Origin of the sequence: Truepera radiovictrix DSM 17093 (genome assembly GCF_000092425.1) — a bacterium.
Taxonomy (GTDB): domain Bacteria; phylum Deinococcota; class Deinococci; order Deinococcales; family Trueperaceae; genus Truepera; species Truepera radiovictrix.
Genome location: NC_014221.1, coordinates 2086785 through 2102264 on the forward strand (window position 1 = coordinate 2086785; position 15480 = coordinate 2102264).

Below are 15480 nucleotides of genomic sequence, written 5' to 3' on the forward strand. Positions count from 1 at the left end.
CCCTCTCCGGACGAACGCCCACAACCGCTCGTCTGCCGGGTGTCACCTTAACCCTTCGGAGCGCTACGCCGAGAGCGCCGCGCGCCTCCCCCCCAGACGCGCCAAGAGCGCCTCCGCGAGCGCCAACGCCGCCCCTTTGTCCAGCATCTGGTTGCCGTTGCCGCACTTGGGGGACAGCACGCAGCGCGGGCAACCCGACGTGCAGGGACAGCGCGCCAGGAGGTCGCGGGCGGCCCTCAGCCAGGCGTCAAACTGCGCCGCCCCCTCGCGCGCGTAGCCGACGCCCCCCGGGTACCCGTCGTAGATGAATACAAGCGGCTCACCCGTCGCCGGGTACAGGGGGTAGGACACCCCACCCACGTCGGCGCGTTCGCAGAGGACAAAGGCGGGCAACAGGCCGATCAGCGTGTGCTCGAGGGCGTGCATGGCAGCCGGTAGGAGGCCCGGGGGCACGGCAGCGGCGGCCTCGCGCACGGAGAACCAGAGCGCTTGGGTGGTGTAGGCGAGCTCGGGGAGGTCCAAGGGGCGCTCGTCTAAGGTGGCGTCGCTGTAGAGGCGTTTGCGCACGTATGAGGTGACGCGGGTCGTCACGCGGACGCGCCCCGTGCGGATGGGGTCGGCGAGCGCCAGGGCGCCGATCCCCGACGCGTCAGCTCCCAGAGCGTCGACGCCCAACACGTCGATCTCGGTCACCGCGCGCACTTGGGTGTAGTAGTCCCCTAGGTGCGGCAGCAAAAAGGCCTCGCCTCGGTCTAGGTCGAGGTTGCGCACCACGTAGTCCTCGCCCTGGTGCAGGTAGACCGCTCCCGGGTGGAGCTCGCGCAGCGCGGTCTCTAGGTCGGCGACGCCCAGGCGCTTGCCGCTCCGGTCTTTCAGGACGACCCGCCCGCCCCCCGTACCGCGCACGCTGAGTTTGGCGTGCGGGTAACCGCCGCGGTAGTACCAGCGGCCGCGCGCGCGCACGAAGTTGGGGAGCGCCGCCGGGTCGGCGCCGTGCCGGGCGGCCGCGCGCGCCTCCGATTCCTCCAGGGGGTGCTCGAAGGCGGCGCAGGCGAGGTGCCTGGGAAAGAGCTCGCTGTTAAAGGCGTCGGCGACGGCGTGCTCCGCCCGCCCTTCGGTGATCATCTCGGGGTGCGTCAGGTAAAACTCGTCCAAGGGGTCGTTGCCGGGGATAAAGAGCGTGAGCGCCCGCCTGCCGGCGCGGCCCGCCCGCCCGGCGCGCTGCCAAAAGGCCGTCAGCGACCCCGGGTAACCGACCAAGACCACCGCGTCGACCCCGCCGACGTCGACGCCGAGCTCGAGCGCGCTGGTCGCCGCCAAGACGAGCAGGTCGCCGCGCTTAAAGCGCGCCTCGAGCGCGCGCCGGTCCTCGGCGGTGTAGCCCGCGCGGTACGCGGCGATGCACCCCGCCTCCGCCTCGGTGAGCCCCCCCGCGACGTAGCGGCGGAGCAGCTCGGCCGAGCGGCGCGAGTTGCAGAAAAAGATGCTCTTTAACCCCGCGCGCACGAAGTGCGCGGCGAGGTCGGCGGCCTCGCTGTGGACGCTGCGCCGCCGCCCCTCGGCGCCGGCTTCGCCCGGCAGGTCTGGGGGACGCCAGAAGAGGAGTTCTCGGGGGGCCGCTGGCGCCCCGTCGTCGGTGACCGCCGCGAAGGCCTCGCCGGTGAGGTTTTCGGCGTGCGCCGCCGGGTTACCGACCGTCGCGCTCGCCGCCACGAAGCGCGGCGCGGCGCCGTAGCGCCGCGCGAGCCGCAGGAGCCGCCGGAGGATGTTGGCGACGTGCGTCCCCATCACCCCGCGGTAGGCGTGCAGCTCATCGATAACGATGAGTTCAAGCGCCCCCAAGAAGTGCGCCCAGAGCCCGTGGTGCGGCAAGATACCGTAGTGCAGCATGTCGGGGTTCGTCAGCAAGCAGCGCGCGCCCTCGCGCAGAGCGCGCCGGCGCGGGGCGGGGGTGTCGCCATCGAACGCCGCGATGGCCTCCCCGAGCCCCAGGGGTTCGGCCCTCGCCCGCAACTTCTCCAACTGGTCGTGCGCGAGCGCTTTGGTGGGAAAGAGCAGGAGCGCCGTGCGGCCGCGTCCAAGCGCCGCTAGCGTCGGCAGCTGGTAGCAGAGCGACTTCCCCGACGCCGTCGGCGTCGCCACCACCACGTTGTGCCCCGCCTCGGTGAGCTCGAGCGCCGCCGCTTGGTGGGTGTAGGGCGTGAGCGAAAGCGCCGCTAGGAGCTCTCCGTAGCGTCCCCCGAGGGGCGAGGGCGCGGGGGTCGCGGCGCGCTCCGGCAAAAAGCCGGAGAAGACGATCTGCCCTTTGTACCCCTCTTGGGCGGTGAGCCAACCGTGATAGGAGCGGCCGTCGAGGGCCTTTGGAGCGCGCACCCCCCTAGCCTACCGCTCCTGCGCCACGCGCGCCGCACGCAGCCTACGCGCCACCCGCGTCGGCGCCTAGAGCAGCCCCACGAAACGCCCGGTCTCACCTCGAGGGCGTGCAGGGCGACGCTTGATAAGAGGGCGCTCGACGAAAGAACGCCCCTTCGCACGGTGCACGGTGACGCAGCAGCCGACCGGAGGCTAGCTGCCAGACGAACCGGGACGTGCTTAGGGGTTATCGCGACTCGGCGAGCTGGGACCCGAAAACGAGGGTCGTAGCGCGTTCTAGCTGGCGCAGAGGCTACGGGCGGCGCGGACACCCCCGCCGGCCTCAACGCTACCCGCTTGGGCGGGCGCAGATGTTAGACTCTCCTTAGACCGATGTAAACCGCGGCACCCCACAACCCTGTCGGGGCGAGCAGGACAGCGCGTCGCAGTGCCGCGGCGATGACCTTTCGGGGATGCGGTTTCTCACGCTCGGCGATGGTGTCCACGGCGGTACGCCACGGCCGCGCAGCTCCCAACAGCGGGATTAAGGGGTAAGGCATGCTAGACTCCCGTGTGCCGTTTCACTCACTCATCCGGAGCCCATGAACGTCTTTGTCGCGCTGCTCTACACCCTCGTGCTGCCCTATATCGGCCTGATGCTGCTCGTTATCGTCGGCCTGTTGCGTCGCCGCGCGCCCGAGCGCAGCGCGAAAACGCCCTCGGTGAGCGTTATCATCCCCGCGCACAACGAAGAGGCCAGGCTGCCGGCGACGCTGCACTCGCTCGCCGCGCAGCGCTACGGGGGGGCGCTCGAGTTCGTCATCGTCAACGACCGCTCCACCGACGCCACCGACGCCATCATCCGCGCCTTTAGCGAGCGCGACCCGCGCTTTCGGCTCGTCAGCGTCACCGCGCCGAGCCGCCGCCTGTCGCCCAAAGTCAACGCGGTCAACACCGGGATCGCCGCCTCCACGGGTGAAATCATCCTCACGAGCGACGCCGACTGCCAGTTTTCACCCGACTGGGTCGCGGGGATGGTGTCGCACTTCGCGCCAGACGTCGCGATGGTCCTCGGGTACGTCGAGAGCACGCGGCCGGGCGACGGCGCGGGGTTGGTGCAGCGGCTCGAGTCGGCCGACTGGCTCTCCTTGATGCTCACCTCGATGGCGCTCACCCACTTCGGGTGGAAGGTCGCCAGCAGCGCCAACAACCAGGGCTACCGCCGCAGCGCCTTCGAAGCCATCGGCGGCTTCGGCGCTTCGGGGCGCGCCCCCTCGGGCGACGAGGACCTCTTGACGCAGCGCATGGGCCGTTTGCAAGCGGGGCGGATCGTCTTCGCGTCGGCGCCGGAGACGCGGGTGCTCACCCGGCCGATGGCGAACGCTTGGGCGCTGCTGAGTCAGCGCCGGCGCTGGGTCAGCCGCTACCGCCACCTCATCCACTACCACCCGCTCTTTTGGCTCGCGATCGTGCTCCTCGGCGCGCAGAGCGTCGCGCTCTCGGCGAGCGTCCTCGCCACCCCTTTGCTGCCCGCCCTGGCGCCCTACGTCTTCGGCCTCTGGGCGCTCAAGCTCGGCGTCGAACTCACGGGGATGCACCTCGGCGAGGCGCTGATGGACCGGCGCGACCTCGGCGGCCTCACCACCCTCCTGTGGGCGCTTTTGCACCCCTTTTACGTCGCCGTCGTCGCCCTCTGGGCGCTTTTCAAGACGGGCGAGTGGCGCGCGGGCGCACAACCCTATCACCGCCGCTTCGTCAAACGGCAGCTGCGCGAGCTGCGCCGCGGTTGGCGGCGGCGGCTGCGCGGGGAGGCACTCTAGCGCGCCCTGGCCGAGCGCGCGCCGCCGCCAAGCCCTCCAGCGCCTAAAGGCGGGCCCCGAGATGCTAGACTAGCCCAACAGTAGGCGCCTCAAGCGCCTAGGTGGAGGACACCCATGAAAGTATTGATTCTAGGCGGAGACGGATTTTGTGGTTGGCCGACCGCCCTGCACCTCTCCAACCTCGGCCACGACGTCGTCATCGTCGACAACCTGTCGCGGCGGAACATCGACAACGAGTTAGAAGCCGGTTCGCTGACCCCCATCGCCCCGATGGGCACGCGCATCGCGGCCTGGCGCGAGCTGACGGGCCGCGAGTTGGGGTTTTACAACCTCGACCTCGCGCGCGACTACGAGCGCTTTTTGCGGGTGCTGCAAGACGAGCGGCCGGACGCGCTGGTGCACTTCGCCGAGCAGCGCGCCGCCCCCTACTCGATGAAGTCGCCGCGCCACAAGCGCTACACGGTCGACAACAACGTCAACGCTACCCACAACGTGCTCTGCGCCGTCGTCGAGTCGGGGCTCGACGTGCACGTCGCGCACCTAGGCACCATGGGCGTCTACGGCTACGGCACGGCGGGGATGAAGATCCCCGAGGGTTACCTCGACGTCGAGGTCGTCACCGACGAGGGCGAGCGCCTCATGCAGCAGATCCTCTACCCCTCGAACCCGGGGAGCATCTACCACATGACCAAGACGCTCGACCAGCTCATGTTCGCCTACTACAACAAGAACGACGGCGTGCGCGTCACGGACTTGCACCAGGGGATCGTGTGGGGGACCAACACCCAAGAGACGAGCCGCGACGAGCGCCTCATTAACCGCTTCGACTACGACGGCGACTACGGCACCGTCTTGAACCGCTTTTTGATGCAAGCGGCTGTCGGCTACCCCTTAACCGTCCACGGCACGGGCGGCCAGACGCGCGCGTTTATCCACATCCAAGACACGGTGCGGTGCGTGCAGCTCGCGCTCGAGAACCCCCCCGCCAAGGGCGAGCGGGTCCGCATCCTCAACCAGATGACCGAGACCCACAAGGTGCGCGACCTCGCCCACATGATCGCAGCGCTCACGGGCGCGGAGGTCGCGATGGTCCCGAACCCGCGCAAAGAGGCGGCCGAAAACGACCTGCACGTCAAAAACGACCTCTTCTTGGACATGGGCCTCAACCCCACGACGCTCTCAGACGGCCTGCTTCTAGAGGTCACCGAGGTCGCCAAGCGCTACGCGCACCGCGCCGACCTGTCGAAGATCCCCTCGAGGTCGCTATGGACCAAAGAGCAGCGCGCGGGGGTGCCGGAAGAGAAGACAGAAGTCAGGAGCCAGTAGCCAGCCCCCAGGCGTCCGCAGTCGGTAGAAAAGCCTCCTGACTTCTGGCGCCTGCACGCTGGTCTCCCCTCAGGCGCAGCGCTTATTTCACCGAGACCTTTTTGCCCAACATCGACGGCAACGTCACCCGACTCACGCGCACCTTGGAGCAGTTGCGGGCGCATGCTCGGATGACGTTGCCGTCGAGCATAACGCCTTATCTGGCTCGTCGGCAAAACGCGCAACCATCTCGCTCCATAGGCTTTGTTCACTCCAACGGCCGAAGCATGTGCAGACGCTGTTCCAGTTTCCTTAGCGCCAGCTCGCCACAGCCATTGGACACCTAAAGGAGTCGTCCATTGAGATGCCAAAGGAGGTAGCGGCGAGTGAACAAGTATTCCTCGAAAAGTCTAGCCTTTTCGATCCTCCTAGAGTCGGGTTTGGCGGCGTGCAGTAACGGAAGCCCCGATGTTGATACAGTTACCTATGCACACTCAACAGATACGCATCTTTGTCTCGACGTAGCGGTAGCTGCGCCTAGCATCATGGATCTTGGGACTGAAACAACAACTCGCGTAGAGGTCGGCAATCGGTGCGACGAAGCGACCACCTACGAAAGTTCCGGTCCGCCTTACTCCTTGGCACTCGTTCGTGATGATAACGAGGTAGTCTGGTACACACCATCGGAGCCTGTTCCGTCTATCCTTTTTGAGTACACCGTAGAGGCGAATGAAACAACGCCTTACGAGGTGCCTGTGCTGCTCTCAGCCGACAGTGTGCCCCCCGGTAACTACAGCATGATCGCCAACCTTTTCGTTCATCAGATGGAACCGGGCGCAACGCAGTACGAAAAACCTCTAAGGCTCGAGTCCGAACCCCAGACCGTCACTGTAGCGCCCTAAGTTTCCGGCTCGTCAAAGCGCCGAGCCCCCGAGGTATGAGCTTGGCGTTTTTTTGCTTGCACGCCACACTTCAGAGCTGAACGGGGTACGCTAGGCTCGTGCGCATCGCTTATTTCACCGAGACCTTCTTGCCCAAAATCGACGGCATCGTCACCCGGCTCACGCGCACGTTAGAGCAGCTGCGGGCGCTCGGGCACGAGGCGCTGGTCTTCGCGCCGCACAAACCCCCCGAGACCTACGCCGGGTTTCGGGTCGTGCGGGTGCCGGGGGTGCCCTTTCGCCCCTGGTACCCCGAGCTGATGCTAGGACTCCCGCGCCCGCGTCTGGGCCGCGAACTCGACGCTTTCGCCCCCGACATCGTGCACGTCGTCAACCCGGTCATCTTGGGTCTTTGGGGCACAGCCATCGCCAAACAGCGCAACCTGCCCCTGCTAGCGTCGTTTCACACCGACTTACCGCAGTACGTCACGCACCTCAAGCTGGGGTTTTTAAAACCGCTCTCGCACACCTGGATCCGCGACGTCCACAACCAAGCGCACGTCAACCTCTGCACGAGCCAACCGATGGTCAACTCGGCCAGGGGCTTGGGGATCAAACGGGTGCGGCTCTGGCCCAAAGCGGTCGACACCGAGCGCTACCAGCCGACGAACCGGAGCGCGGCGATGCGCGAACGCCTCTCCGGCGGGCACCCCGACGCGCCCTTGATGATCTACGTGGGGCGGCTGTCGCACGAAAAGCGCCTCGACTGGCTCTACGCCCCCATCACCCAGCTCCCCGGGGTGCGGTTGGCGATGGTCGGCTCCGGCCCCGCCGAGAGCTTTTTGCGCGAGCGCTTCAAGGACACGCCGACGGTCTTTACGGGGTACATGAGCGGCGACGAGCTCGCGCAGGCGTACGCCAGCGCCGACGTGTTCGCTTTCCCCTCGGACACCGAGACCCTGGGGTTCGTCGCGATGGAGGCGATGGCCTCGGGGGTGCCGGTCGTCGGCGCGCGGGCCGGCGGGATCCCCGACGTCATCCGCGAGGGTGAAACGGGGCTGATGTTCTCCCCCGGCGACCTGGGCGACCTCACCGAAAAGCTCCGGACGCTCCTCTTTAACCCCGAGCTGCGGCGCGCCATGGGCGAGCGGGCGCGGCAGGACATGGAGCGCTGGAGTTGGCGCGCCGCCACCGAGGCGCTGCTGACGTTTTACGAGCGCGCCGCGACCATCCACCGCCGCTACGACCCGCCGAGCAAGTACTAGGGCTCCTAGGTGTGTGGCCTGTGGCACGTAGCGATGCTCACCGCCACGAGCCATAGGCCACGAACCACAGGCCACGAACCACAGGCCACACACAACCGAACGCCCGACGCCGACTTTTGCGGTAGCATAACCCCATGACGGTGCGCGCTCTTGAAAGTCGTGACTTCCCGGACCTGTTGGCGCTCCTTAAACTTCAAGACGAGGACGCCGCGCACCGCAGCATGACGCCGGAGAGCCGCAGCGTCGAGGAGCTCGCCCTCGAGCTCGGCGAGCTCTCCCCCTACAGCGAACTCGTCCCGCTGGTGCTCGAGAGCGACGCCGGGCTCACCGCCTACGTCGCGCTCTGCCGCTACGACGGCGAGGCCTTTTTGGAGGGGCCTCTTATGCACCCCGAGGCTAGCGTCGAGGAGGTCAAACCGCTCGTGCTCGAGGCGACCGCCGAGGCCAAGCGGCGCGGGTTCGCCTTTGTCGAAGCGTTTGTCGATGAGGAAAACCGGCGGGCGCAGCAGGTGCTCTCGGAAGCCGCCTTTGAACCCTTTCGCACGACCTACATCTACACCTTTACCCGCGGCACCCCCCTCGCCCCCCTCGCCCCCAGTCCCTTCCGCTTCGAGCGCACCAAAACGGTCGACCTCTCCTCGTACCGCGACCTCTACCGCGAGACGAGCGACAACTGGGCGACGCGGCTCGCGTGGCGCGACGAGGACCTCTTGGAGCGCTTTGCCGACCCCAACGTGACGCTCACGCTCGCCTACAGGGGCGACAAGCTCGTCGGGCACCTCGAGCTCGAGCGCTTCCCCGACGAAGGCTACGCCGAAGTGGCCTACTTCGGCGTCTTGCCGGAGGCGCGCGGCCAGAAGCTCGGCCGCGAACTCCTGCTGCGCGGCCTTCACGAAGCCTTCGCCGACGAGGCCATCGAACAGGTCCTCGCCCGCGCCCAGGACGACGAGCGCGCCGCGTCGTTTGCCTTAGAGGGGGTCGGTTTTCGGCTCTCGCACGGGGTGGTGGCCTTTACCTTGGAGCTCGAGCCTTAAGCCTCACGTCACCCCAGCGAACCCGTTAAACAGCGAGAGTAGAGCTTAAGAAGGTTTCATTAAGCTTCCACTTAGCAATCACTGTAAACTGCTAACATCCTCGAAGCAACAAAGGGGGTGGCAGCCTTTGCCCAGATAGCCCTTCTGCAAGTTGGCGGTTCATCTAGGAGCTGGTCGGCTTTCAACCTTCTCGTAGGTTGTCAGGGGGCATCTTGAACGCTCCTAATTCTCGTGCAACGAAACTTTTTTCTGCTCAGGTGAACTTCTCTTCGGGTGCGTTGAGCCCTGGTACGTATCGCTGGCACGTCATTGCAACCAGTGGCAGCGGTAGCCTTGACATGTTCCCAAAAGGTTGACCTTGGCTCTGCGGAGGCATATGGACATGAGATACGGTTTCGTCCTTTTAATCCTGTTGCTGTTCACTGCTTGCGGCTCAACGACAAGCCCCATCTCAGACCCTGGTCTACTCGGTCAGGTTTTGGTTGGTGTTGAGCCAACTGAACCCGCGTTCGGAACGTTCTCTAGTGCGCTTGCTGACGAAGAGCTGGCAGATGTTCGTGAACTGCTCATGCAAGAAGGGCCATATACAGTGTTCGTTCCCGGCAACGCGGCCTTCGACGCGTACTTCGAGGCGCGCGGCATCACCAAAGAGGCGTTTTTGGCGAGTGACGAGATGCCCGAGATCATCCGTGCTCACATCGCACTCGGCAAGTACAACGCCGATACACTGCTTGGTAACGACACTTTGACCGCCGAGAACCTCAACGGTGACACATTGACGATCAGCCGAGAAGGCGACGACTTTTACGTCAACGGCGTCCCAGTTGACGGCCCCGTTGTCGAGGGAACAGGGAACGTCAAGAACGGTGCACTCCACTTCCTCTTAGGCGTCATTGAACCCTAGCTGAAGCGTCTCAACCAACCTCAGACGGGCCGCTCTTAGGGGCGGCCCTTTTTCGTGCCGCATCCGCGCCGCCATAAACCCCCGGAGAGGATGCGTTGTTGCGCTCCGTTTTTCCACCCCAGCGCCCCTGCCGCGTCCCGCAGCGCGCTCCGGCAACAGAGCCCAGCAGCGAGCACGTATGAAAGAGACCAAGTACATCTTCGTGACGGGTGGGGTGGCCTTTACCTTGGAGCTCGAGCCCTAGCGGGTCGCTCCGCGCGGGTGTCGCCGAGGGTGTCGCGGAGGTAGAGCTCGCGCACGAGCACCAACAAAAGCGCCAGAAGCGGCGCGGCGACGAGAGCGCCTAAAAGCCCCAAGAGGCTGGCGAGCGCGAACACGCCGATGATCCCTAGCACCGGCGGCAGGTCGACCGCCCGCCGCTGGATCAGCGGGTGGATGACGTTGCCCTCGAGCTGCTGAATGACGAGGTAGAAGAGCGCCACGTAGAGCGCAAGCAGCGGGCTCTGGGCGAACGCCAGCAGCACGGCCGGCACCGCCGCTAGCACCGGGCCGATGTTGGGGATGAACTCGAAAAGGGCGGCGATAACGCCCAGCACAAAGGCGAGCGGCACGCCGAGCACCCAGAGCCCCACGCCCGTCACGGTGCCGATTAAAAGCATCGAGATAAGTTGCCCCACGAGCCACGCGCGCAGGGTGTAGCCGAGCTTGCTGGTGACCTCGCGCGCGCGGCGGCGCTGCGGCGGCGGCCACAGGCTGACCAGGCCCTCTTGGTAGTAGCGCGGATGGATGGCCAAAAAGAGCCCCACGAAAAAGATGAAGACGCCGTAGAAGACGAGGGTGGTGAGCGAGGTGATGAGCTGCGTCGTCTGCGCCAGCACCTGCGACAGCATCTGCCCCAACCGATCAGCCCCCTCGTCGGGTGCGGGGAGGAGCGCGCGGAGGCTGTCGTACCACGGCGTTCCGCCGAGCTCCGCCTCGAGGTTCTGCAAAAACCGGGGCAGCCCCTCGAAGAGCGCTACCGCTTGCGCGGCCAGCGTAGGCCCCAAGAGCGAGAGGGCAAGGGCGAAAACGCCGGCGAAAAGCAGCAGCGTGAGCGCGAGCGACCAACCGCGCGGCAGCGACAGGTAGCGGCGAAAAAGGCTCGAGGCGGCGTCTAGAAACACGCCGAACAGGAGCCCGATAAAGGCGAGCAGGAAGATGTCGGCGAGGCGCCACAGCAAAAGCGCCCCCAGCACGGTGAGGCCGACGATACCGGTCGCGATCAGCACGCGTTTGGCGTAGGTGCCTAGCGTCATCTCTTTGGCGATCACCCTCACCGGTGAGGCCCACTTCGGTCCACGCACGTCGTCTCCTCTCTGGCCACGCGTCGCCACGAAAAGCGCCCCAGAAGCGTCGTTAGCGGTCTTTGTGGCACCCGCCGGAAGCGCTGGCGCAACCGCGGACACAGCGGCCCCTCCACCATAACAGGCCCAACCACCCGCCAGCCTAGAGCGCGGGACCGCTCCCCATCCGTGCTACCATAAACCCCCGGAGAGGATGCGTTGTTGCGCTCCGTTTTTCCACCAGAGCGCCCCTGCCGCGTCCCGCAGCGCGCTCCGGCGACAGAGCCCAGCAGCGAGCACGTATGAAAGAGACCAAGTACATCTTCGTGACGGGTGGGGTGGTGTCGTCCTTGGGTAAGGGCATCGTCACCTCGAGCCTCGGGGCGCTCTTGCGCGCGCGCGGCTACCGCGTCACGGCCGTCAAGATCGACCCCTACATCAACGTGGACGCGGGCACCATGCGCCCGTACGAACACGGCGAGGTCTTCGTCACCGCCGACGGCGCCGAGACCGACCTCGACCTAGGCACCTACGAACGCTTTTTGGACGTGCCGATGAGCCGCGCGAACAACATCACCACCGGGCAGGTCTATTTGCGGGTCATCGAGCGCGAGCGCGCGGGTGAGTACCTGTCGCAGACCGTGCAGGTGATCCCGCACGTAACCGACGAGATCAAGGGGCGCATCCGCGAGGCGGGCCGCGCCGTGGGCGCCGAGGTGGTGCTCGTCGAGGTCGGCGGGACGGTCGGCGACATCGAGTCGCTCCCCTTTTTGGAGGCCATCCGGCAGCTGCGCTTCGAGGTGGGGGGCGGCAACGCGCTCTACCTGCACGTCACGCTCCTGCCCTACCTGGGCACCAGCGAGGAGTTCAAGACCAAACCCACCCAGCACTCGGTCGCGACCCTGCGCAGCGTCGGCATCCAACCCGACGGCATCGTGCTGCGCTCGCCGAGCCCGGTGCCCGAGGAGGTGAGCCGCAAGATCGCGCTCTTTACGAACGTCGAGGCGCGCGACGTCTTTAACTCGTTTGACACCGACATCATCTACGAGGTGCCGGAGATCCTCGAGCAGCAGGGGCTGGGCCGCTTCGTCGAGCGCCGCTTGGAGCTCGAGAAAGTCACTCCCGAGCTGCACGCCTGGCACAAGGCGGTGCGCGTTTTGCGCAACCCCAAAAGGCAGGTCACCATCGGCGTGGTCGGCAAGTACGTGGCCATGCCCGACGCCTACTTGAGCCTCACCGAGGCGCTTAAACACGCCGGCATCGCCAACGAGGCGCGGCTCGAGCTACGCTGGGTGAGCGCCGAAGCGCTCGTGGAGGGCGACCTGAGCCCCTTGGCCGAGCTCGACGGTATCCTCGTACCGGGCGGTTTCGGCGTGCGCGGCATCGAGGGCAAGGTGCGCGCGGCACGCTACGCCCGGGAGCGGGGGGTGCCCTACCTGGGGATCTGCCTGGGCATGCAGATCGCTGTCATCGAGTTTGCCCGCAACGTCGCGGGGCTGCAGGCGGCGAACTCGACCGAGTTCGACCCCTACACGCCGCACCCGGTCATCGACCTCATGCCCGAACAGCGGGGGCTCGCCGACACGGGCGGCACCATGCGCCTGGGCGACTGGCCCATGCAGGTGGCTCCCGACACGCGCCTCCATGAACTCTACAAAGACCGCCTGGACCACCGCGGCGTGGTGTTCGAGCGCCACCGCCACCGCTTCGAGGTCAACCCGGCGTACGTGACACCCCTGCAGGAGGCGGGGCTCACGGTCTCCGGCGTGACCCCGGGGATGGCGGGGCGCGGCGCGGGGCTCGTCGAGGCCGTCGAGCTCCCCGAGCACCCCTTTTTCGTCGCTCTGCAGTCGCACCCCGAGTTCGGCACGCGGCCGATGCGCCCCTCGCCGCCCTTTCGCGGCTTCGTGGGGGCGGCGGTGCGCTACGGGGAGGCGCGCGCGGCCCGTGAGGCCGGCGCCGAGGCGGACGTCCGTGCGCGGGCCTAGGCCGGTGGGGGACGCGTGAACCTCGCCCGCTCCGCGGAGACCCAAACGCTGGTGATCGGGCTCGCCGGCGGCACCGGTTCGGGCAAGACCACCGTCTCGGAGGCCGTTAGGCGCGCCGCCGGCCCCGAGCGCGTCCTCATCTTGCCGCAAGACGCCTACTACCGCGCGCAGAGCGAGCTGCCCTTCGCGGTGCGCGAGCGCACCAACTACGACGAACCGAGCGCCTTCGACACGCCCCTACTCATCGAACAGCTCGACGCCCTCTTGCGCGGCGAAGCGGTGGCGCGGCCCGTGTACGACTTTGCCCGGCACGACCGCGCGGCGACCACGGTGCACGTCACCCCGCGCCCCGTCATCGTGGTCGAGGGCATCTTGGTGCTTCACGACCCCGCCTTGCGCGAGCGCTTTACCCTCCGCGTCTTTGTCGACGCGCCCCCCGACGAACGCTTTATCCGGCGCCTCGAGCGCGACGTGCGCGAGCGGGGCCGGAGCGCGCAGAGCGTCATCGAGCAGTACCGCCGGAGCGTCAAACCGATGCACGACCTTTTCGTCGAACCGACCAAAGCCCACGCCGACCTCATCATCCCCGAAGGGGGCAACAACCGCGTCGCGCTCGAAGTCTTAAGCGCGTTTGTCGCGAGCTTTACCGAGCGCCGCAGCGAACGCGCCACGGAACGCCGCGCGGGGCAACGCGAGGGGGCGGCGTGACGACCCGCGGCGTCCTCTACCTGCTGGTGCTGCTAAGCCTCATCCCCGGCGGCTGGCTCGCCTACCGGCGGGTGCAGCACGAGGGGAGCCGCACGGCGGTGACGCTGTTGCTCGACGAGGCCGCCCTCACCGAACAGGCGGCCTACAAGGGGCTCGACCCCATGGCGCTGGCCGAGCGCTACCGCGAGGCGGGGCTTAACGGCGTCGCGCTCTTTGAAGACACCCTGCACACGCTCGCGCTCAAGGGGCGCGTCGCCCTCCTACCGAGCACGGACGCGCGCGCCGCCGCGGCGTTGCGCGGCGAAGGGCTCGCGCTCCCCCCGCAGAGCCTGTTGGTCGCCGAGCTCGAGCCCGGCGCCTTGACGGGCGCGCTCGCCAAAACCGCCCCCGCCCCCGAGACGCTGAGCCTAGCGGGCCGCACCTGGTACGTCTTCCCCGACCCCGCCGACGGGAGCGGCGCCGACCGCCCCGCCGGGCCGGACCGCGAGCTGCTCGCGGCCTACCACGAGGCGGGTTGGGACGTCGCCTACCGCCCGCTCAACTACCCGGGGTTACAGAACGTCGGGGCCGACTTCCCACCCGAAGCGCGCTACCTCATCCACGGCGGGCTCGAGGTCGCGGGCAACCCCGAAGCGCTCGCGGACACGGTCGCCGCCTCGCAAAGCTACCTCACCGGCCTCATCGAAGGCACCCCCCAAGCCGGCCTCGCTGACGTCCTCGGCGAGGTGCCCGCCGCGCGCGTCTTTAGCCTCGCGCAGGACTGGCTCAACACCCTCCCCCCCGAGGAGGCCGCCAGCAAGTACGTGCTCGCGGCGAGCGAGCGCGGCGCGCAGCTCCTCTACGTGCGGCCCTACACCACCGAAAGGGTCGGCGAGATGGTGGCCGCCACCGAGGCGCTCATCCGGAGTCTGCGCGCGGGGCTCGAGGCGCGCGGCTTCTTGGTGGGGCCCGTCGAGGCCGCGGCGTACGAGAGCCCCATCCTCTTGCGCGCGCTCGCTGCGCTCGGCGTCCTCGCGGGGCTCGTCCTGTTGGCGGGGCTCTACCCGGGCCTCTGGGGCGCTTTCGTGGCCTTCGGCGTGCTCGCGCTCGGCGTGCTCGCCGCCGGGTTCAGCTGGGGCGCGCTGGCGCTCGTTGCCGCGCTGAGTTTTCCCGTGCTCGGTTACGCGCTCCTGCCCCCCAAGCTCTGGGCGTTGGGCGGGGCGACCTTGGTCAGCCTCGTCGGCGCGACCCTTTTGGCCGCGGTTGGCAGCGACCGCGACACCCTGCTGGCCGTGACGCCCTTCGCCGGGGTGGCGGCGACGCTGGTGGTGCCACCCGCGCTCTTCGCCTTTCACGTGGCGCTGCGCGCACGCCCCCCCGCCCGCTGGGTGACCGACTTCTGGAACGCGCCGGTGCGCCTCGGCTACGTCCTGCTCACGCTCCTTGGCTTAGCGGCCTTTGCCCTGCTCCTTTTGCGGCGCGGCAACTTCCCGGTCTTGCCCGCGAGCGAGGCCGAGCTCGGGCTGCGGGCGCTCCTCTCCGAGTGGTTCGCCCGCCCGCGCTTCAAGGAGCTTTTGGGGCACCCGCTGGCGGTGCTGGCCCTGCTCAATGCGCGCTGGCCGCTCTGGGTGCGGGGGCTGCTGCTGAGCGCCGGGGTCGTGGCGCAAGCGAGCGTCGTCAACTCGTTTAGCCACTACCACACGCCGCTTCTGGTGTCACTAGAGCGCACCCTCGTCGCGCTCGCCCTCGGGCTCGCGCTGGGGCTTGTGCTCACGCCCGCCGTGCGGCTCGGCGAACGCCTCGTGACGCGCTGGCTGGCGCGGGGGGGCGCAGCCGGAACGCCGCCCCAGACGCCACAGGCGCACCCACCCTCCCAGAGCGCACCACGGGGGCCGCGGCGCTCGAGCGCGCGGGGTTAGGGG

At 67.7% G+C, this 15480-nt stretch carries 11 protein-coding genes; 9 read left to right on the forward strand and 2 right to left on the reverse strand.

What is annotated here, in order from left to right; genetic code table 11:
- Positions 1-63 precede the first annotated feature (63 nt).
- On the reverse strand, positions 64-2373 hold the full coding sequence (locus TRAD_RS09635) for a DEAD/DEAH box helicase (protein ID WP_013178425.1): 2310 nt from the start codon (positions 2371-2373) through the stop codon (positions 64-66).
- 581 nt (positions 2374-2954) lie between these two features.
- On the opposite strand from TRAD_RS09635, the gene TRAD_RS15300 reads away from it, so the two are divergent.
- The 6 genes from TRAD_RS15300 (at position 2955) to TRAD_RS09660 (ending at position 9561) form a co-directional block, all read left to right on the forward strand.
- Positions 2955-4172: a glycosyltransferase gene (locus tag TRAD_RS15300; RefSeq protein WP_013178426.1), complete on the forward strand. Its 1218-nt coding sequence runs from the start codon at positions 2955-2957 to the stop codon at positions 4170-4172.
- Between the two features lie 114 nt (positions 4173-4286).
- Positions 4287-5498, forward strand: coding sequence for an NAD-dependent epimerase/dehydratase family protein (locus TRAD_RS09645; protein ID WP_013178427.1), 1212 nt, complete (start codon positions 4287-4289; stop codon positions 5496-5498).
- A gap of 734 nt (positions 5499-6232) precedes the next feature.
- Entirely contained in the window at positions 6233-6379 is a 147-nt protein-coding gene (locus tag TRAD_RS16355; protein ID WP_013178428.1) for a hypothetical protein, read from the forward strand.
- A gap of 98 nt (positions 6380-6477) precedes the next feature.
- Entirely contained in the window at positions 6478-7623 is a 1146-nt protein-coding gene (locus TRAD_RS09650; RefSeq protein WP_013178429.1) for a glycosyltransferase, read from the forward strand.
- Positions 7624-7757: 134 nt separating this feature from the next.
- Complete coding sequence (locus TRAD_RS09655) at positions 7758-8657, forward strand: GNAT family N-acetyltransferase (RefSeq protein ID WP_013178430.1); 900 nt, start codon at positions 7758-7760, stop codon at positions 8655-8657.
- A 376-nt stretch (positions 8658-9033) separates the two neighbouring features.
- On the forward strand, positions 9034-9561 hold the full coding sequence (locus TRAD_RS09660; RefSeq protein ID WP_041947232.1) for a fasciclin domain-containing protein: 528 nt from the start codon (positions 9034-9036) through the stop codon (positions 9559-9561).
- Positions 9562-9782: 221 nt separating this feature from the next.
- On the opposite strand, the gene TRAD_RS09665 is transcribed toward TRAD_RS09660, so the two are convergent.
- On the reverse strand, positions 9783-10904 hold the full coding sequence (locus TRAD_RS09665) for an AI-2E family transporter (RefSeq protein ID WP_013178432.1): 1122 nt from the start codon (positions 10902-10904) through the stop codon (positions 9783-9785).
- 281 nt (positions 10905-11185) lie between these two features.
- Between TRAD_RS09665 and TRAD_RS09670 the strand changes: the two genes are divergently transcribed.
- The 3 genes from TRAD_RS09670 to TRAD_RS09680 are packed head-to-tail and all read left to right on the forward strand — an operon-like array spanning position 11186 to position 15477.
- On the forward strand, positions 11186-12871 hold the full coding sequence (locus TRAD_RS09670) for a CTP synthase (RefSeq protein WP_013178433.1): 1686 nt from the start codon (positions 11186-11188) through the stop codon (positions 12869-12871).
- Between the two features lie 15 nt (positions 12872-12886).
- Positions 12887-13579, forward strand: coding sequence for a uridine kinase (gene udk / locus TRAD_RS09675; protein ID WP_013178434.1), 693 nt, complete (start codon positions 12887-12889; stop codon positions 13577-13579).
- Positions 13576-15477 carry a DUF5693 family protein gene (locus tag TRAD_RS09680; RefSeq protein ID WP_013178435.1) on the forward strand — a complete coding sequence of 634 codons (1902 nt, stop codon included), beginning with the start codon at positions 13576-13578 and terminating at the stop codon, positions 15475-15477. The genes udk and TRAD_RS09680 overlap by 4 nt, the downstream gene beginning before the upstream one ends.
- Positions 15478-15480 lie beyond the last annotated feature (3 nt).